The organism is Novosphingobium album (ex Hu et al. 2023) (assembly GCF_022832385.1).
Lineage (GTDB): Bacteria > Pseudomonadota > Alphaproteobacteria > Sphingomonadales > Sphingomonadaceae > Novosphingobium > Novosphingobium album.
In genome coordinates this window covers 25692-44707 of record NZ_JALHLE010000005.1, presented here as the reverse complement: position 1 = coordinate 44707, position 19016 = coordinate 25692, and the positions used below count along the sequence as shown (strand labels likewise).

The 19016-nt window shown below is 62.9% G+C and carries 18 protein-coding genes; 11 read left to right on the top strand and 7 right to left on the bottom strand.

Translation table 11 applies throughout. The features are described 5' to 3' along the window. Nucleotides 1-109 precede the first annotated feature (109 nt). The 4 genes from MTR64_RS04165 (at nt 110) to hflX (ending at nt 5886) form a co-directional block, all read left to right on the top strand. Complete coding sequence (locus MTR64_RS04165; protein ID WP_243991692.1) at nt 110-2281, top strand: ATP-binding protein; 2172 nt, start codon at nt 110-112, stop codon at nt 2279-2281. A gap of 60 nt (nt 2282-2341) precedes the next feature. Beyond that, nucleotides 2342-3733 carry a sigma-54-dependent transcriptional regulator gene (locus MTR64_RS04160; protein ID WP_243991144.1) on the top strand — a complete coding sequence of 464 codons (1392 nt, stop codon included), beginning with the start codon at nt 2342-2344 and terminating at the stop codon, nt 3731-3733. 222 nt (nt 3734-3955) lie between these two features. Beyond that, nucleotides 3956-4537 carry an RNA chaperone Hfq gene (gene hfq / locus MTR64_RS04155; protein ID WP_243991143.1) on the top strand — a complete coding sequence of 194 codons (582 nt, stop codon included), beginning with the start codon at nt 3956-3958 and terminating at the stop codon, nt 4535-4537. A gap of 17 nt (nt 4538-4554) precedes the next feature. Further along, a complete protein-coding gene (hflX, locus tag MTR64_RS04150) occupies nt 4555-5886 on the top strand; it encodes a GTPase HflX (RefSeq protein ID WP_243991142.1) in 1332 nt (443 codons plus the stop codon). Here hflX and mazG read toward each other — a convergent pair. From mazG to MTR64_RS04135, 3 genes are all read right to left on the bottom strand, one after another. Further along, on the bottom strand, nt 5863-6651 hold the full coding sequence (gene mazG, locus MTR64_RS04145; protein ID WP_243991141.1) for a nucleoside triphosphate pyrophosphohydrolase: 789 nt from the start codon (nt 6649-6651) through the stop codon (nt 5863-5865). The two genes, hflX and mazG, sit on opposite strands and share 24 nt — an antisense overlap. A 40-nt stretch (nt 6652-6691) precedes the next feature. Further along, entirely contained in the window at nt 6692-8698 is a 2007-nt protein-coding gene (gene parE, locus MTR64_RS04140; RefSeq protein ID WP_243991140.1) for a DNA topoisomerase IV subunit B, read from the bottom strand. 92 nt (nt 8699-8790) lie between these two features. After that, nucleotides 8791-9903 carry a penicillin-binding protein activator gene (locus MTR64_RS04135; RefSeq protein WP_243991139.1) on the bottom strand — a complete coding sequence of 371 codons (1113 nt, stop codon included), beginning with the start codon at nt 9901-9903 and terminating at the stop codon, nt 8791-8793. 111 nt (nt 9904-10014) lie between these two features. Here MTR64_RS04135 and rsmI point away from each other — a divergent pair, with 111 nt between their 5' ends. The 5 genes from rsmI (at nt 10015) to aqpZ (ending at nt 13760) form a co-directional block, all read left to right on the top strand. Further along, nucleotides 10015-10842 (top strand): 16S rRNA (cytidine(1402)-2'-O)-methyltransferase, encoded by an 828-nt coding sequence (gene rsmI, locus MTR64_RS04130; RefSeq protein WP_243991138.1) that lies wholly within the window; start codon nt 10015-10017, stop codon nt 10840-10842. Beyond that, complete coding sequence (locus MTR64_RS04125; RefSeq protein ID WP_243991137.1) at nt 10839-11201, top strand: YraN family protein; 363 nt, start codon at nt 10839-10841, stop codon at nt 11199-11201. Before rsmI ends, MTR64_RS04125 begins: the two co-directional genes overlap by 4 nt. A 69-nt stretch (nt 11202-11270) precedes the next feature. Next, nucleotides 11271-12257, top strand: coding sequence for a glutathione synthase (gene gshB, locus MTR64_RS04120; protein WP_243991136.1), 987 nt, complete (start codon nt 11271-11273; stop codon nt 12255-12257). An 18-nt stretch (nt 12258-12275) separates the two neighbouring features. Further along, nucleotides 12276-12875 (top strand): DedA family protein, encoded by a 600-nt coding sequence (locus tag MTR64_RS04115; RefSeq protein WP_243991135.1) that lies wholly within the window; start codon nt 12276-12278, stop codon nt 12873-12875. 186 nt (nt 12876-13061) lie between these two features. Continuing rightward, nucleotides 13062-13760: an aquaporin Z gene (gene aqpZ / locus MTR64_RS04110; protein ID WP_243991134.1), complete on the top strand. Its 699-nt coding sequence runs from the start codon at nt 13062-13064 to the stop codon at nt 13758-13760. A gap of 6 nt (nt 13761-13766) precedes the next feature. On the opposite strand, the gene MTR64_RS04105 is transcribed toward aqpZ, so the two are convergent. The 4 genes from MTR64_RS04105 to rph form a co-directional block, all read right to left on the bottom strand. Continuing rightward, nucleotides 13767-14663 carry a tyrosine recombinase XerC gene (locus MTR64_RS04105; protein ID WP_243991133.1) on the bottom strand — a complete coding sequence of 299 codons (897 nt, stop codon included), beginning with the start codon at nt 14661-14663 and terminating at the stop codon, nt 13767-13769. Further along, nucleotides 14660-15811 (bottom strand): radical SAM family heme chaperone HemW, encoded by a 1152-nt coding sequence (hemW, locus tag MTR64_RS04100; protein WP_243991132.1) that lies wholly within the window; start codon nt 15809-15811, stop codon nt 14660-14662. The genes MTR64_RS04105 and hemW overlap by 4 nt, the downstream gene beginning before the upstream one ends. Before the next feature lie 11 nt (nt 15812-15822). Further along, nucleotides 15823-16452, bottom strand: a complete 630-nt coding sequence (rdgB, locus tag MTR64_RS04095; RefSeq protein WP_243991131.1) for an RdgB/HAM1 family non-canonical purine NTP pyrophosphatase — start codon at nt 16450-16452, stop codon at nt 15823-15825. Nucleotides 16453-16560: 108 nt separating this feature from the next. Further along, the gene (gene rph / locus MTR64_RS04090) at nt 16561-17286 is read right to left on the bottom strand and encodes a ribonuclease PH (RefSeq protein WP_243991130.1); all 726 of its coding nucleotides are present in this window, start codon (nt 17284-17286) and stop codon (nt 16561-16563) included. 86 nt (nt 17287-17372) lie between these two features. On the opposite strand from rph, the gene hrcA reads away from it, so the two are divergent. Together hrcA and grpE are read left to right on the top strand one after the other, a co-directional pair. Then, nucleotides 17373-18416, top strand: coding sequence for a heat-inducible transcriptional repressor HrcA (hrcA, locus tag MTR64_RS04085; protein ID WP_243991129.1), 1044 nt, complete (start codon nt 17373-17375; stop codon nt 18414-18416). 16 nt (nt 18417-18432) lie between these two features. After that, nucleotides 18433-18996 carry a nucleotide exchange factor GrpE gene (grpE, locus tag MTR64_RS04080; protein ID WP_243991128.1) on the top strand — a complete coding sequence of 188 codons (564 nt, stop codon included), beginning with the start codon at nt 18433-18435 and terminating at the stop codon, nt 18994-18996. Nucleotides 18997-19016 lie beyond the last annotated feature (20 nt).

Here is a 19016-nt window from a genome sequence, read left to right as displayed (position 1 = left end):
AAGTTTTAGTGGAATTCCTCTTGCAAGACAGCAACAGCGCTGTTGTAATATAGCAACGATGAACGGTATTCTGACCCACAAACGCAGGTGGCCGCGATGGTGGCGGCGTATGCAGGTAGCAGCGCGCCGGGCGAATTTCTTTGCGTTTGTCGAAGTGGTCTCGGTCGTTGCCTTTCTGGTGATGACCGCGACGACATGGGTCGCTCTCAACAGCAGCGGCGGCAAGGGCGAACTGTTGCCCTCCAACCTCACTGCGACACTGCTGGTGGGCACGTTGGTGCCTGCGATGGCTATTCTGGTGCTGTTCGGGCGACGCATTGCGCTACGGCGGGCGTCGGAAAACATCGGCGGAACGGGGCGCATGCACGTGCGCCTTGTGTTCATCTTTTCCTTGATCGCCGCCATCCCGACGTTGCTGGTTGTGGTTTTTGCGTCGTGGCTGTTCCAGTCGGGCGTGGAATTCTGGTTTTCCGACAGTTCACGTGGATTGCTGGAGAATGCCAACAAGCTGGCGCGCGGCTACTATGAGCAGACACTGCGCGATGTCGGCTATGAATCCGCGGCAATGGCCGAGGATTCGCGCACGTGGCTTGGCGAGTATCCCGTGGCCAGCAAGGAGTTCCAAGCGTTCCTTGCCGATCAGGTGTTGCGGCGCAACCTTAGCGTGGCGGCCATCATCCAGATCGATTCCGACGGAAATCAGCGCACACCCATCATCGTCGATCCCGAAGGGAAACCTGAAGACAATCGTATAAGTTCGAAGTCGCTTGAAAATCTGGGTAAGGGAGTCCCGTATGACGTGACCTCAAGACCGGATCGCATTGTGGCGACGGCCCCCATCGAACGATCATCGGGGATCTATCTTCTGGTCGCACGCAGCAACGATTTGCTGTCGCTTAGCCAGGGGCAGAGCGCGGAAAACATTGTTCAGGCCTATGAAGTCCTGACGAACCGGGCGCGGGTGCTGCAATTGCGCTTCAACATTGCGTTGTTCGTGGCCTCGCTGGTGTTGGTGGGGACAGCAGTCTGGCTGGCCCTGCGCTTTGCAGACAGGCAGGTAAAGCCGCTGTACGAACTGGTCGATGCCGCGAGGCGCGTCGGTGCGGGCAATTATGCGCTGCGGATCGAGGGACGGACGGGAGCCGACGAGATCGGTCTGCTCAACCGCGCGTTCAACCGCATGACGGCCCAGATCGACAAGCAGACGCAGGCTCTTCTGGGTGCCAATCGTCAGCTTCACGAACGGCGCCTGTTCATCGAGGCCGTGCTGGAATCAGTTACGTCCGGCATCATCTCGCTTGATGAAAACGGCCGCATCCTGCTGATGAACAGTACGGCGCAGCGATTGCTCAGTGAGCGGAGCGGCGAGCTTCCCGAAAACCTGACGATCGCGGAACTGGCGCCGCCCATTGCCGCGATTGTGGAACAGGGGACTGCCAATGGCATCGTGCAGTACAGCCGGGGCGGGGAACTGCTGACACTGGCCGTCAAGGCGAGCCGCGATGCGACCGGACATGTCATCACGTTCGAGGACATTACGCGGCAGCTACTTGATCAGCGTACGGCAGCGTGGTCCGACGTGGCGCGGCGCATTGCGCACGAGATCAAGAACCCGCTGACACCGATCCAGTTGGCGACCGAACGCCTGAGCCGCCGATACCGCAAGCAGATTACGGACAATCCCGAGCTGTTCGAGGACCTGACCCGCACGATCATCCGGCAGGTCGGCGATCTGAGGAAAATGGTGGACGAATTCTCGTCCTTCGCACGCCTGCCCAAGCCGGTGTTCCGGGCCGAAGATCCTGTCGCGCTGACACGCCAGGCGCTGTTCCTGCAGGAAGTGGCGCGGCCGGATATCGCATTCAGCTTTACTGCGGACCCCGCAATTGCCGCCATAGATTGTGACCGTCACCAGTTCGGTCAGGCGATGACAAATGTTCTGAAGAATGCAGTCGAGGCCATCGAGTCGAGAGCGAAGGATGCCGATGAGTCCTACCGCGGCGCCGTTTCGGTCGAGGTCGCCGATCAGGATGACTCTATCTTCGTGCGCATAACCGACAACGGTATCGGCCTGTCGCAGGACCGCGAACGCATCATCGAACCTTACGTGACCACGCGCGAGAAGGGCACGGGCCTCGGGCTGGCGATCGTGAACAAGATCATCGAGGAGCACGGTGGCGAAATGACGTTCGCGCCGTCGCAAGGTGCAGGCACCACGGTAACAATGCGCTTCGCGCGCGATCCGCTGGCGCACAGCCGCAAGCCCGAGGCGGCCGAATGACTGGAATTTCGTGACCGAAATGAATTTATCCTTTGACCTTCAAACAGAGAAGACACTGCCATGGCCCTCGAAATCCTGATCGTTGACGACGAACGCGACATTCGCGAACTGGTCGCCGGCGTCCTGAGCGACGAGGGCTACGAATGCCGCACTGCGGGAGACAGCGAGGCCGCGCTGGCGGCCATCGATGCGCGGCGGCCGTCGCTGGTGCTGCTAGACGTTTGGCTGCACGGAAGCCCGATGGACGGGCTCGAAGTCCTCGATGCGATCAAGGCGCGCGAACCGGAACTGCCGGTCATCATCTTTTCGGGTCACGGCAATATCGACACTGCAGTCGCTGCGATCAGCCGCGGGGCCGTCGATTTCATCGAAAAGCCGTTCGAGGCCGAAAAGCTGCTGCATCTCGTTGGCCGTGCCACCGAGACCGAGCGGTTGCGGCGCGAAAACGCGCAGCTCAAGCAGGACTTCAGCACGGGCGAAGAGTTCACTGGCTCGAGCGGTGCGATCAATCAGGTTCGTGCCACTCTCAAGCGCGTTGCGAACACCGGCAGCCGCCTGCTGATTACCGGGCCTGCCGGTTCGGGCAAGGAAGTGGCGGCAAGGCTGTTGCACGCCTGGAGTCCGCGAGCCGGCAATGCCTTTGTCAGCGTCAATTCCGCGAGAATTACGCCCGAACGTTTCGAGCAGGAGCTGTTCGGTGAGGAAGCGGAAGGGTCGCTCGTTCGCCCCGGTCTGCTGGAAATGGCCGACGGCGGCACGCTCTACTTCGACGAGGTGTCCGATATGCCGCTCTCCACGCAGGCGCGCATCCTGCGGGTGCTCACCGATCAGGCCTTCGTGCGTGTGGGCGGCACCCGCCAGATCCGCGTGGATGTGCGGGTGGTCTCGTCGACTTCCCGCGATCTCGAAAAGGAGATCGCGGAGCGCCGCTTCCGTGAAGACCTGTTCTACCGTCTGAACGTGGTGCCGGTCTCGATCCCGGCGCTGCGTGAACGGCGCGAGGACATTCCGGCGCTCGTCGATCACTTTTTTGCCCGTTATGCGAATGAACAGGGGGTGTCGCCGCCACAGGTGGGCGCCGAGGCCATGACCTCGCTGCAGGCGTACGAATGGCCAGGAAACGTGCGCCAGCTGCGCAATGTCGTAGAGCGAACGGTAATCATGGCGCCGCGCGAGAAACTCGGCCGTATCGAAGTCGATATGCTGCCACCAGAAATTTTCAACAGTCAGGGCGACGGCGACACCGGCATTTCTGTGATGATGAGCGCACCGTTGCGGGAAGCACGTGAAAGCTTTGAACGCGAGTATTTGCGCATCCAGATACGCCGGTTTTCTGGGAATATTTCGAAGACTGCAGCTTTCATTGGCATGGAGCGCTCGGCCTTGCACCGCAAGCTCAAGCTTTTGGGTATGTCCGAACGACGGGAAGGCGAAGACGGCGAGTCAGCCTGACTGTCTCAGCATTGAGACACACGAGCAGAAAATACTTCACGCACGGCCCCGGTTATGCGGATGTTACAGCGTTATAACGAAGCTTGTCACAGCTACGCGACAATTCTCGTGTTTACTGCAATGCAGCAAACGGATAGATTTTGATTCGAGAACGGTTCCGGGAACAGTCCCTGGGCCAGATCGCGGACCGCAATCACGGCCGCCAAAAAGAAGGAGAATAACATGGCTGGTCGAACGCTCACTGCGCGACCTAAACCTGCTGCTGAACCTGCAGCCGAACCGGCTCCAGCGGCGGAAGCGCAAGCGGTAAGTGCCGGTAACTCGGCGCCGAAGGGGCAGAACCTTCAGGATCAGTTCCTCAATCTCCTGCGCAAGAACAAGACCCCCGTGACCATGTTCCTGGTCAAGGGTGTGAAGCTGCAGGGTATTGTCACCTGGTTCGACAATTTCTCCATTCTGCTGCGCCGCGACGGCCAGTCTCAGCTGGTCTACAAGCATGCGATCTCGACGATCATGCCTTCGACCCCGGTCGATGCCCGCCAGTTCGCCAATGGTTCGGATTCGGGCAAGAAGACACGCCTGCTGCAGGACGTGTTCCTTTCCAGCATTCGCAATGCCGGTGTTCAGGTCACGATGTTCCTGATCAATGGCGTCATGCTGCAGGGCCGCGTGGCAGCTTACGACCTGTTCTGCATGCTGCTCGAGCGTGAAGGCTACGTACAGCTTGCCTACAAGCATGCGGTTTCGACGATTCAACCCGTGACTCCGGTCGATCTTCAGGCGCATGAAGAAGCCGAAGACTGAGTCGAAACGGACCTGATTTGAACGAAGAGTTGAAGGGCGAGGTCACGCGCGGCGCGCGTGCCCTCGTTGTCTATCCGCAAATGCGCGGGAGAGGGGACCTCGATACCGGCGCACGCCTCGAAGAGGCGAAGGGCCTTGCATTGGCCATCGGTCTGGTCGTGGGCGATGCCATGGCTATCCCGATCCGTGAACCGCGTGCAGGCACGTTGTTTGGCGAAGGCCAGATCCAGAACATCGGTGTGGCGTGCGAGCTGAACGAGGCGGAGCTCGTCATCGTCGATGGTTCGCTGTCGGCAATCCAGCAGCGCAATCTGGAAGAAAAGCTCAAGCGCAAGGTCATCGACCGGACCGGGCTGATCCTGGAAATCTTTGGCGAGCGTGCGGCAACGGCCGAAGGCCGCTTGCAGGTGGAGCTTGCCCATCTGGATTATCAGGCCGGTCGTCTGGTCCGCAGCTGGACGCACCTTGAACGTCAGCGCGGCGGTTTCGGCTTCCTCGGCGGTCCGGGTGAAACGCAGATCGAGGCGGACCGCCGCATGATCCGCGACCGCATGGCCAAGATCCGGCGTGAACTCGAGCAGGTCCGGCGCACACGGGGGCTCCACCGCGAGCGGCGCGAGAAGGCGCCCTGGCCGATCGTCGCGCTGGTCGGGTACACGAACGCGGGCAAGTCGACGCTGTTCAACCGGCTGACGGGTGCCGACGTGATGGCGCAGGATCTGCTCTTCGCGACGCTGGATCCTACAATGCGCGCGATCCGGATGCCAGGCGTCGAAAAGGCGATCCTGTCCGATACCGTCGGCTTCATTTCCGATCTTCCGACCCAGCTTGTCGCGGCCTTCCGCGCAACGCTGGAAGAGGTCACGGCGGCGGATGTCATCGTCCATGTCCGCGATATCGCCAATCCCGACACCGATTCCCAGAAACGGCAGGTGCTTGATGTGCTTTCCGGACTTGGCGTGCTGACCGGCGCGGAAGACGAGGGCGAGGACTTGCTGGCCATTCCCATTGTTGAGGTCTGGAACAAGTGGGACTTGCTTGGTCCCGCTCACGCTGCCGAATTGCGGGAAGCAATAGCCCACCGAGAAGGCGAGACGATCGTGCCGCTGTCGGCCATGACCGGGATGGGTTGCGATGACCTTCTCGACGCGGTCAGTGCGAAGCTGACGGTTGGCTCAAAGCTCTACACCTTCGCGATCCCTGCTGCTGACGGGCAGCGTCTGGCATTCCTGCACGCGCGCGGCGATGTGGTGAGCGAAGAGGATGCCGGGGAAGGCCCAGAAGGACCGCAGTTGCGGGTAAAAGTGCGGCTGACCGACCGCGAACTAGGCCGGTTCTCTGCGCTCTGAGGCCTTGACGGCCTGCCAGTAGCCTTCCTGATCATCGAGCGGCAGCCCCGCGAAGATCTTGCCGTCAAACGATGCCATAACTTCCATGGCGCGAAAGCGGCGCTCGAACTTGGTATTGGCGGCGCGCAGTGCGTCTTCTGGTGCGATGCCGTTCAGTCGCACGAGGTTGACGGCGGCGAACAGAAGATCACCGGCTTCTTCGAGCTTGCTGGCCTCGTCCGCTTCGGCAAGTTCCGCCATTTCCTCATGCACCTTTTCGGCAGCGCCTGAGGGATCGGGCCAATCGAACCCGACTCGAGCCGCGCGCTTCTGCAGTTTTTCCGCGCGCATCAGCGCGGGCAGCGACTGGGCGACACCGTCGATTGCGCTCTTGGCGCCCTTGGCAGCCCGTTCGCTGGCCTTCAGTTTTTCCCAGCGTTCGGTCTGGGCATCGCCTGAGGAATCGTCACCGAAAATGTGCGGATGCCGGGCCTCCAGCTTGTCCGAGATCGATGCTGCTACATCGGCGAAGGCAAAATGTCCGGCTTCCTCGGCCATGCGAGAATGGAACACCACCTGCAGCAACAGGTCGCCGAGCTCATCGCGCAGGGACTCCATGTCCTCGCGCTCGATCGCGTCTGCCACTTCGTAGGCCTCTTCGATCGTGTAGGGCGCGATCGTTGCGAAATTCTGGGCGCGGTCCCATTCGCAGCCATGCTGCGGGTCGCGCAGGCGTGCCATGATCGCGAGAATGCGATCGACTTGCTGATGACGATGATCGGTCATGTTCGGGGGGCTTTCAACATGAGCGGGAATTGGGAGGCCTTTACGCGTCAATCAAGTCGCGGTCGATTTCTCCGGCGCGGTTCTGGATGAACTCGAAACGGTGCTCAGGGTTGCGGCCCATCAGCCGGTCGACGAGATCCTTCACCGCCGCGCGGTCTTCGTATTCGGGCGGCAAGGTGATGCGGATCAGCGAGCGCGATGCTGGCGCCATCGTGGTCTCGCGCAATTGCTGCGGGTTCATCTCGCCGAGCCCCTTGAAGCGGCCGACTTCGACTTTCTTGCCCTTGAACTGGGTCGCTTCCAGTTCGGCACGGTGGGCATCGTCGCGGGCATAGGCCGAGGTCGACCCGGCCGTCAGCCGGTAGAGCGGCGGCTGTGCGAGGTAGAGATGGCCGCGCCGCACGATGTCCGGCATTTCCTGAAAGAAGAACGTCATCAGCAGCGTCGCGATGTGTGCGCCGTCGACATCGGCATCGGTCATGATGATCACGCGATCGTAGCGCAGCGCGTCCGCATTGCAGTCCTTGCGCGTGCCGCACCCCAGCGCGAGACCGAGGTCGGCGATTTCGGCGTTGGCGCGGATCTTGTCAGCCGTGGCGCTGGCGACGTTCAGGATCTTGCCGCGGATCGGGAGGATGGCCTGCGTCTTGCGATCCCGTGCCTGCTTGGCCGAGCCGCCCGCGCTGTCGCCTTCGACGATGAACAGTTCGGTCTCGCCGTCACCTTCGCCCGAACAGTCGGTGAGCTTGCCGGGCAGGCGCAGCTTCTTTGCATTGGTCGCGGTCTTGCGTTTGACATCGCGTTCGGCCTTGCGGCGCAGGCGCTCGTCCATGCGCTCCATGATCGAGCCGAGCAGCGCCTTGCCGCGTTCGAGGTTGTCAGTGAGGAAGTGGTCGAAGTGGTCACGAATGGCGTTCTCGACCAGACGCGCGGCTTCGGGGCTGGTGAGCCGGTCCTTGGTCTGGCTCTGGAACTGCGGGTCGCGGATGAAGACCGACAACATCACTTCCGAGCCGGTGATGACGTCGTCAGGTGTGATGTCCTTGGCCTTCTTCTGGCCGACGAGATCGGCGAAGGCGCGGATGCCCTTGGTCAGTGCGGCGCGCAGGCCCTGTTCGTGGGTGCCGCCATCGGGGGTCGGGATCGTGTTGCAGTACCACGAATACGAACCGTCCGAATAGAGCGGCCAGGCAATCGCCCATTCGACGCGGCCCTGTTCCGAACCATCCTCGCCGGCCGGAAAGTCCTGCGAGCCCGAGAAGAACTGGCTGGTCACGCATTCGCGGGTGCCGATCTGTTCGGCAAGGTGGTCGGCAAGACCGCCGGGGAACTGGAAGGTCGCTTCGGCCGGCACATCCTCGCTCGCCAGCGCGGGCGAGCATTTCCAGCGGATCTCGACGCCGGCGAACAGGTAAGCCTTCGAGCGCACCAGCTTGAACAGCCGGGCGGGCTTGAATTTCTGGTCGCCAAAGATTTCGGTGTCGGGCGTGAACGTCACCGCCGTGCCGCGCCGGTTGGGGGCCGCGCCCACCTTCTGGATCGGCCCCAGCGTTTGCCCACGCGAAAATTCCTGTGCGTAGAGTTCCTTGTTGCGCGCCACTTCGACCCGCGTCTTCACCGACAGCGCGTTCACCACCGAGATGCCGACGCCGTGCAGACCGCCCGAGGTCGCATAGGCCTTGCCCGAGAACTTGCCGCCCGAGTGCAGCGTGGAGAGGATCACTTCGAGTGCCGACTTGCCGGGATACTTGGGGTGCTCGTCGACAGGAATGCCCCGGCCGTTGTCTGTGATCGTGATCCGGCCAGCCGTTCCCGGCTCTTCTTCCAGCGTCACCTCGATGCGGTTGGCGTGGCCAGCGACCGCTTCGTCCATCGCATTGTCGAGCACTTCGGCAGCGAGGTGGTGCAGTGCGCGCTCGTCGGTGCCGCCGATGTACATGCCGGGACGCCGCCGGACGGGCTCCAGCCCCTCCAGCACTTCGATCGCGGAACCATCGTAGGAATCCCCGCCCGAAGCGGGGAGCTTGTCGAAGAGGTCGTCAGACATGGGCACGACTATACGCAGCGCGCGAATCCGCGATCAAGCGCGCTCTTGTGCTTATCCGCAGCCGCAAGCGCGCCGAAACGAACGGCTTGTAGTCAGTTGGCAAACTTGCCCGGTGCCGGGCTGACCACCTTGACCGTTCCGCCTTGCACTTCGCGCACTTCCAGCGCGCGTTCGACGATCCCGTCGCGGGTGAAGCGGAAGGGGCCGTCCAGCCCAAGGAAACCTCCGCTTTCCATCATTTCGGCGGTCGGGAATCCCTTGCCGACTTTCCAGTCACGCGAGACGCGCAAGGTTAGCAGAACCGCATCGTAACCCAGTGTCGCGATCCGGAACGGCGGTGCGCCGAACCGCGAACGGTAGCTCTTTGAGAATTGCGCGAAACGCTGGTCTGAAACGGTCGAGAACCAGGCGCCGTTCAAGGCCGCGGACGTGGCCAGTTCGCGTTCGCCACCCCACAGCTCGGTTCCGAGAAGGCGGACATTGGCATTGCCGCCGCCGGCGCGGAAAGTGGTGGCCGCATGGGCCGACAGGCCACCGGCATCGGCAACGAGCAGCGCGCCGTATCCGCTCTTGGCCTTGATCCGGGTTGCCGCTGCGTTGATCGAGGCTGCGGTCCGGTCATAGGGTTCCATGGCAATCACCGCGCCGCCGCTGGCACGCACGGAGGAGAGCAGGGCGGCGCTCGCCCGGTCGCCGTATTCGCCACGAGGGATCAGCGCGGCGAAGGCGGAAATGCCCTGCGAACGGGCATAGTCCACAGTTCGGGCGATCGACTGGCCCGGCAGATTGCCCATGATGAAGACGTCCTTGCCTGCTGCCGCTTCGTCGTTCGAGAAGGAAATCAGCGGTACTTTCGCCGGGCGAGCAACGGCCGCCACTGCTGGAATGTTGTCGGCGAGCAGCGGGCCCAGGATCAGGTGGTTGCCGTCAGCCAGCGCGCGCCGGGCAGCGTCGGCAGGGTTGGCCGCCGTATCGTAGGTCGTCACGCGCAGGTTCTTGGCCCCGGTGTCGAGCAGCGCCATGTTCGCGGCGTTGGCGATCGACTGGCCGACAGCGGCGTTCTTGCCGGTCACCGGAACCAGCAGGGCAATGCGATGGTGTTCGGTGTCCGTGGGGATCACGCTTTCCGTGGGCGTGGGTTCCGGTGCCGGGCCCGAAGGCGGCGGAGCCTTGGGCACGACAGCACAGCCGGCCAGCAGCGCCATGGCGCTTGCGGTGAGAAAATTCCGCCGATTTATCAGAGAAATAACACGGGAATTCAGGCTCTTGTCATTCATCTCTTGCCGCTCCCAAGGTACTTGGCCATGAGTCCCGCGATGGAACAATCTCTTTCGCCGGGGCTGTATATAGTCGCCACCCCGATTGGCAACCTGGGCGATATAACGTTTCGAGCGGTGGAAGTGTTGCGCGGGGTCGATGCCGTGGCCTGCGAGGACACCCGCGTCACCGGAAAGTTGCTGCACCATCTGGGGCTCAAGAAGAAGCTGATCCGGTATGACGATCATGCCGGGGAGGGCGACCGCGAACGCTTGCTAGCACTGATGGAAAGCCAGCCGGTGGCGCTGGTCAGCGATGCCGGAACGCCGCTGATTTCCGATCCGGGATACCGTCTGGTTCGGACAGCACGGGAACGCGGTATTGTCGTGACCAGCGTGCCCGGGCCGAACGCGGCAGTGGTCGCCATGACGCTTTCGGGCTTGCCCAACGACCGGTTCCTGTTCGCCGGATTCCTGCCCAACAAGTCCAAGGCCCGGGAAGACATGCTTTCGGAACTGGCCGGCGTGCCAGCGACTTTGGTGTTTTATGAAACGGCGCCGCGCCTCGATGCGGCACTGCAGGCGATTGATACGGTTCTGCCCGGAAGGGAAGTCGCTGTGGCCCGTGAACTCACCAAGAAGTTCGAGGAATGCCGCAGCGGCACGCCTGAGGAACTCGCAGCGCACTACACCGCGCACCCGCCGAAGGGCGAAATCGTCCTCCTCGTGGCGCCGCCTTCGGATGAGCCCGTGGCGGACATCGACGTGGATGCCCTGCTGCTGCGGGAACTATCCGAAGCGAAGCCCTCGCAAGCGGCTGCCAAAGTTGCCAAAGCCACCGGTCTTGATCGCAAGGACCTTTACGCCCGGGCCATGGAACTGAAGTGAACAGAAACCGCGCCCGTGCAGAAAAGGCCGGGCGGCGAGGGGAGGCCTGGGCAGCATTTTATCTTTGGCTGAGCGGGTGGCGCGTGCTGGCGCGCCGCGTGCGCTCTGCCCGGGGTGAGATCGATATTGTCGCGCGGCGCGGCAGGACCGTCTGCTTTGTTGAGGTGAAGTGGCGCGCGTCAGGAACAGAACTGGATCGCGCTGTCAGCCCGGCCAGCCTTCGCCGGGTGGCAGCAGCGGCCGAGGCCATCGCTCCCCGCTTTGCCAGGCCAGCTGACACGCAGCGGATCGATGTGATCTTCGTCTCGCCGGGACGCTGGCCTCGCCGTCTGGTGAATGTCTGGCAACCGGGCGCTTGAAAGGGGTCGCGCTGCCCCCCAATAGGGGCTAGGCCGCGCTCCGCTGGCACCCAAACAGGAATTCCCTTCATGTCCCTACGCATCGCCGTCCAGATGGATCCGCTCGAAACCATCAAGATCGCGGGGGACTCTTCCTTCGCGCTGATGCTGGCGGCGCAGGCACGCGGACACACCCTTTTTCATTATGACGTGCGGACGCTCGCCTACGACACCTCAGAGGGTGCAGGCGGAAAGCTGACCTGCTGGGGCGCGCCGGTAACGGTGCAGCGCGTGGAAGGCGCACACTTCACGCGCGGCGAGTACCGGCTTATCGACCTTGTCGCCGATATCGACGTGGTCCTGATGCGGCAGGATCCCCCGTTTGATCTCGGCTACATCACCGCGACGCATTTGCTCGAGCGTCTCGCCGGGCAGACGCTGGTGGTCAACGATCCGGCTTCGGTCCGCAATGCGCCCGAGAAGGTCTTTGTGCTGGACTATGCCCGGTTCATGCCTCCCACGTTCATCGCGCGGCGGATCGAGGACGTGAAGCTGTTCCAGCAGCGCATGGTGGCGCAGGGGCTGGCGGGTGATCTCGTGGTCAAGCCGCTTCACGGCAATGGCGGCAAGGCGGTGTTCCGCGTGCCCGCAGACGGCAGCAATCTCGGCGCGCTGGTCGAGATGTTCCAGAACGCCTGGGTCGAACCGTTCATGGTGCAGCCCTTCCTTCCCGACGTGTCCGAGGGCGACAAGCGCATAGTGCTGGTGGACGGCGAGTTTGCCGGGGCCATCAATCGCAAGCCGGGCGAGGGCGAGTTCCGCTCCAACCTCGCGGTTGGCGGATCGGCGGAGGCTTGCGGGCTCACTTCAGCCGAAGAAGAGATCTGCGCGGCGCTCGGCCCGGAACTGAAGGCGCGGGGGCTGGTTTTCGTCGGTATCGACGTGATTGGCGGAAAATGGCTGACCGAAATCAACGTGACTTCACCCACAGGGATCGTGGCGATCGACCGGTTCAACGGCACCGACACCGGTGCGAAGATCTGGGAAGCGATCGAGGCGCGGCACGCCGCCATGTAATCTGCCGGGGACTGTCCGGTGGGTAACTGGATCTACGAAGTCATCGCGCAAGGCGGCTATCCGGGCATCGTGTTCCTGATGGCGCTGGAGAACATCATCCCGCCGATCCCCTCCGAAGTGATCATGGGCGTCGCCGGGATCGCCGTCGCGCGCGGGCACATGAGCTTCTGGCCTGTCCTCCTTTGGGGAACGGTTGGTTCGACGCTGGGCAACTACGTCCTGTTCCTCGCGGCTGACCGGCTCGGTTACGAGAGGTTGCGCCCTGTTGTAGATCGGTGGGGACGCTGGCTCACGCTCGAATGGCACGATGTGCAGATCGCCGGGCGCTTCCTGCAGCGGCATGGCCACTGGGTGGTATTTCTCCTGCGCTTTGCCCCGATGTTCCGCACGGTGATTTCGATCCCGGCAGGGCTGGCCCACATGGGGCACGTGCGCTTCCTGCTGTTTACGGCCATGGGAGCGGCCATCTGGAATGCGGGCCTTATTCTCGGCGGCCAATGGCTGGGGCACACTTTCGCCCGCGCGGAGGCCTGGATCGGCTGGACCGTCATTGGCTTGGGGATCTTGACGATCCTGTTCTACATCTGGCGCATGCTGAGGTGGAAGCCACGCGCCTAGCCGTACTTGCGACGTCGACAGTGCAAGAATTCATCGTTAACCATACACCCCGATTGTGTCTGAACCGCTGGTAATTCCTCCCGCCATTGCGGGGAAATATTGGCGGTACACGGGTAACTGTCCCGATTTGGGGGCTGCTTGTCGGCGCATAGCGCTGTGTCATGGCAACGGGAAGGGAGTGGCACTGTGGGTAAGAAATTGGCAGCAGAACTGTTCGGCACGTTCTGGCTTGTGTTCGGTGGCTGCGGATCGGCGGTGCTTGCCGCTGCGTTTCCGGACCTCGGCATTGGCTTTGCGGGTGTAGCTCTCGCTTTCGGCCTGACCGTCTTGACCATGGCCTATGCCGTCGGGGGCATTTCGGGCGGCCATTTCAACCCTGCTGTTTCGCTGGGGCTGGCTGTTGGCGGCCGGTTTTCGTGGAAGGACCTCGTGCCCTACTGGATCGCACAAGTTATTGGCGCGCTGGTGGCAGGCGTCGCGCTCTATGCCATTGCTTCGGGCAAGGACGGTTTTGCGCCGGGCGGTTTCGCTTCGAACGGGTACGACGCCTTGTCGCCCGGCGGTTATTCCATGCAGGCTGCGCTGCTGATCGAAGTGATCCTGACCGCGGGCTTCCTCATCGTCATTCTAGGATCGACGTCGAAGCTGGTTCCTGCCGGTTTTGCGCCGATCGCGATCGGTCTGGCGTTGACGCTCATTCACCTCATCTCGATCCCGGTGACCAATACTTCAGTCAATCCGGCACGCTCGACGGGGGTTGCCTTCTTTGCGGAAACCGCCGCTCTCAGCCAGCTCTGGCTGTTCTGGATAGCGCCGCTGGTTGGCGGCGCACTGGGCGGCGTGATCTGGAAGTTCCTGCTTGCATCTGACGAGAGCGAGGGCTGACCCGGATCACTCGCGTTCGCGTGGATGCGCGTTGCGATAGACGTCGAGAAGCGTCGCGGCATCCACCTTGGTGTAGATCTGGGTTGAGCCGAGCGAGGCGTGGCCCAGCAGTTCCTGCAGCGAGCGCAAATCGGCGCCTGCGCCGAGCAGATGCGTGGCGAAGCTGTGGCGCATGGCATGCGGTGTCGCGGTGGCCGGCAGGCCCAGCGCAATGCGCGCCCGCGCCATGGCCTTTTGCACCATGCCTTGCGAAAGCGGTCCGCCCTTGGCGCCCCGGAACAGCGCCGCATCGCGTTCGAAGGGCCATGGGCACTTGGCAAGATAGTCCGCCACGCCATCGCGAATGATGGGTAGCAGTGGCACGACGCGCTGCTTGCCTCCCTTGCCGGTGACCATGAGCGTCTCGCCAAGCGGAACGCACGCGCCGGTCAGCGAAAGCGCTTCGGCAATGCGCAGCCCGGCGCCGTAGAGCAGCAGCAGCACTGCGCGATCACGCGAACCGATCCACGGTTCCGCCGCATCCTCTTCCACGGCAACAGCAAGGTTCACCGCCTCGTCCGGCGTGACCGGGCGCGGCAGGCCCTTCTTGATGCGGGGACCGCGCAGGCGTGGCGGTCTGGCATCGGCCATCCCTACCTGTTCGCGGGCAAAGGCAAGGAACCCCTTGAGCGCTGACAGCTCGCGCGCGGCGGAGACATTGCCGATCCCGTCCTGCCGCCGCGCCGCAAGCTGGCGCCGCAGGTCTGCTGCCTCGAGTCGAGCCAGTCCGGCCCAATCAGTTTCGTCCAGAGTGTCGAGCAGGCGGGCAGCAGTTGCGACATAGGCGCGCACCGTATGCGGGCTGCGGCGGCTCTCCTGTGCCAGATGCTTGCCCCAGGCTTCGAGGATGTCCGCCTTGGTCATGGTTCCACAAGCGAGGCGGGAACGAGTTCCGCGAGCAGGCCGTCCAGCAGCGGCATTCCTTCGTCGGTGACACCGAGGCGCGAGCCCGTCTGCCAGACGAGGCCTTGCTTTTCGTAGAACCGGGCTTTCGCTTCATCGAGCACCTCTGTGGATGCAAGGCTGAAACGCGCGGTCGTGGCTTCGAGATCGACACCTTCGCGCAGACGCAGGCCCATCAGCATGGCTTCGCTCGCCTGTTCGCGCGTACCGAGAGGGCGGGTTTCGCTAATTCCGTTACCGGACTGGCTAATGGCCTGCAGCCAGTTCTCCGGCTTGCGATGCCGAACGGTCGCCTGTCCTGCACGCCGCCCATGCGCGCCGGGGCCGATGCCGCAATAATCCTGATAGCGCCAGTAGGTGAGGTTGTGGCGGCTCTCCTCTCCGGGGCGGGCATGGTTGCTCACTTCGTAGGCGGCAAGCCCGGCCTCAGCTGTCATGTCGCGAGTCAGGGCGAACATGTCGGCGCAGGCGTCTTCATCGAGCGGCGCGAACTCGGCCTTGCGAACCATCGTCTCGAACCGCGTGCCCGGCTCGATCGTGAGCTGGTAGAGCGACAAATGTCCCGTGCCGAATGACAGTGCGCGCGCCAGTTCGGCTTGCCATTTGGCCAGTGATTGGTCCGGGCGGGCATAGATCAGATCGAAGCTGACGCGGCCGAAATGCTGTTGTGCAACGTCCAGTGCAGTCAATGCTTCGGCAGCATTGTGGAGGCGGCCAAGGAACTGCAGCGTTTCATCGTCGAGCGCCTGCACGCCGAGCGAAACGCGGTTTACACCTGCCGCAGCCAATGCGGCATAGTTCGCTGCTTCCACCGAAGAGGGATTGCCCTCCAGCGTGATCTCGATGCCCTGCGTAAAGCCCCAGAGGTCCTCGGCCTCGCGCAGCAGGCGTTCGACGAGAGCAGGGGGCATCAATGAAGGTGTGCCGCCGCCGAAGAAAATGCTTTCAAGCGGCTCGTCTTGTACCATCGCCCGTTCGTGCCGCATGTCTGCTAGCAGGGCCTGTTCCCAGCGGGCATGGTCCACTGTCTCGCGGACATGGCTGTTGAAGTCGCAATAGGGGCACTTTGCGAGGCAGAACGGCCAGTGGATGTAGAGCGCTCGCGCCATAAGCCGTGAGTCTAGCCGCCGAACTGCTCCGCGACCAGCTTGGCGAAAGCATCGGCGCGGTGGCTGATCCGGTGCTTTTCCTCGGGATCGAGCTGGGCGAAGGTCACCTCACGGCCTTCAGGCACGAAGACGGGATCGTAGCCGAAGCCCATGGTCCCGCGTGGTGGCCACGAAAAGTTGCCGTTGACGCGGCCATCATAGACCGCCTCGTCGCCTTCGGGCCAGGCGATCGCGAGGACGCAGGAGAACCAGCAGGAGCGGTCGACATCCGGCCCTTGTTCGCACAGCAGACCTTCGACTTTGCCCATCGCCATGTACCAGTCGCGGCCGGGATCGCCTTCAAACCATTGCCGTTCGGCCCAGTCGGCGGTGTAGACGCCGGGCTTGCCGCCCAGAGCCGTAACCGAAAGGCCGCTGTCGTCGGCTAGCGCGGGAAGCTGCGCGGCCTTCGCGGCGGCATGGGCCTTGATCAGTGCGTTTTCGACGAAGGTCGTGCCGGTCTCTTCCGGCTCGGGCAGTCCTAGCTGACCGGCGGAGAGGCATTCGATTCCGTACGGCGCGAGCAGGGCGGAGATTTCCCTGAGCTTGCCCGCGTTGTGCGTGGCAATGACAAGACGCTTGTTGTCGAGTTTGCGGGTCATCTCACAGTCCTGCACGGGGTCGAATGGTGGCCTTGCCAGCCTGCCGGAACGTCTTGGTGAATTAAAGTTACTGCCACTTCCGTCCCGGAGAATGGCAGTAACGTTTTGTTACCGTGGCGTGCTGGCGACGGCTTCGGCCTGTGCTGCATAGATGCGGTCGCAGCCGATGCGGGCAAGGCGGAGCAGGCGCAGCAGGCCTTCCTCGTCATAGGTCGCGCCTTCGGCGGTGGCCTGTGCCTCGGCGATCTTGCCGCCTTCGATCAGCACGAAGTTGGCATCGGCATCGGCCGAACTGTCCTCGATATAGTCGAGGTCGAGCACCGGCGTGCCTTCGCAGATGCCACAGGAGATTGCAGCGACGCGCGCTTCGATCGGGTCTTCCTTGATTTTGCCCTCGGCCATCAGCTTGTCGACTGCGAGACGCAGTGCGACCCATGCGCCCGAGATCGAGGCCGTGCGGGTGCCGCCGTCGGCCTGGATGACGTCGCAATCGAGCACGATCTGGCGTTCGCCGAGCTTCTTCATGTCGACGACAGCGCGCAGCGAGCGGCCGATGAGGCGCTGGATTTCCTGCGTGCGGCCCGACTGCTTGCCCTTGGCCGCTTCACGCGATCCGCGGGTGTGCGTGGCGCGGGGCAGCATCGAATATTCCGCCGTCACCCAGCCTTCACCCTTGCCGCGCAGGAACGAGGGGACCTTTTCCTCGACACTGGCAGTCACCAGCACGCGGGTATCGCCAAAGGAGATCAGCACCGAACCTTCGGCATGCTTGGTGTAGCCGGTGAGGATTTCGATGGGACGCATTTCATCAGGGGCACGGCCGGAAGGGCGCATTGGGCATGTCCTTATCGTGGATTACGCGCCGCCCCTTTGCGCATAAGGCTTGAGGCTGCAAGCCCATTGCCTAAATTGCAGGTGAAATGCCGACGCAGCCGATCAACGAACTGACCACCCGGGCCCGCGAGATTTTCCGTCTCGTGGTAGAAGGGTATCTCGCCACCGGAACGCCGGTCGGCTCGAAGGCGCTGGCCGGACAGGGCAGTGTAAACCTGTCGTCCGCCTCGATCCGTTCGGTGCTGGCCGATCTGGAGGGACTTGGCCTGCTCGCCGCACCGCACACCAGCGCCGGGCGCCTGCCGACCGACGCCGGATTGCGGCTGTTCGTTGATGGCATAATGCAGGTTGCAGAGCCCACTGCCGAAGAGCGCGCTGCGATCGAAAGTCGCATTGCCGCGCCGGGCCCGATCGAAGCCGCACTGGAGGCGACCAGCGCGCTCCTTTCGAATTTGTCGTCGGGAGCGGGCGTCGTCATGGTGCCGAGGCGGGAGCCGCGACTGATGCAGTTGCAACTTGTGGCGTTGACCCCTGATCGCGCGCTGGCGGTGCTGGTTGGGGAAGATGGTGGGGTCGAAAACCGGGTGCTGGAAATGCCGGTCGGGCTGTCCTCCAGCGCGCTGGAGGAAGCATCCAATTATATTTCCGCGAGGCTCGCCGGCCGGACGCTGTCGGATGCGGCCCGGCTGATGCGGGCCGAGATTGCATCGGGACAATCGGCCCTTGATTCCGCAAGCCGTGATCTGGTCGAACGCGGCCTTGCTGTGTGGAGTGAGGATGCCATGCAGCGTCCGGTCTTGATCGTGCGCGGCCAGGCCAACCTGCTGGACGACAATGCGGTTTCCGATCTTGAGCGCGTGCGCTCGTTGCTCGACGATCTCGAGAACAAGCAATCGGTTGCCGATCTTCTCGACATGGCGCGCGAAGCGCAATCGACGCGCATTTTCATCGGGTCTGAAAACCACCTTTTCGCACTTTCCGGTTCTTCGGTGATCGCATCGCCGTACCGGGACCGGGAGGGGCGCGTGGTTGGCGTGGTGGGGGTTATCGGCCCGACTCGGTTGAATTATGCGCGGGTCGTCCCCATGGTGGATTTCACCGCCCAGAGCCTGGGCAAGCTTATCGGATAGCTGGAACCTTAAGATAATGAACGAAGACAAGACCCAGTCGCCAGAAGACACGGCGGCGGCCGATGAACTCAAGGGTGTGCCGGAGGAAATGCTGGACAAGCAGGGCGAAAACGAAGAGCTCGTCAGGCTGCGCGAGGACCTCGAAGTCGCGAAGCAGGATGTGCTCTACGCCAAGGCGGAAACGCAGAATGTGCGGCGCCGCCTGGAAAAGGACATTGCCGACACACGCGCTTACGCGGCAACGGGCTTTGCGCGCGACATCCTGTCGGTAGCCGACAATCTGGCGCGCGCCTTGACCGCCATTCCCGCAGATCTGCGCGACGATGAAAAGCTGAAAGGCCTTGTTGCCGGTATCGAGGCGACTTCGCGTGAAATCGACAAGGTTTTTGCGTCGCACGGGATCAGCCGCATTGCCGCGACAGGCCTGCCGCTCGATCCGAACCAGCATCAGGCGATGCTCGAAGTGCCCTCGGCCGATGCCGAACCGGGGACGGTCGTGCAGGAACTGCAGGCCGGTTACATGATCAAGGACCGGCTCCTTCGCCCCGCCATGGTCGCGGTCGCGAAAAAGCCGGACTGAAGCATTTCCGGAATGTCAGG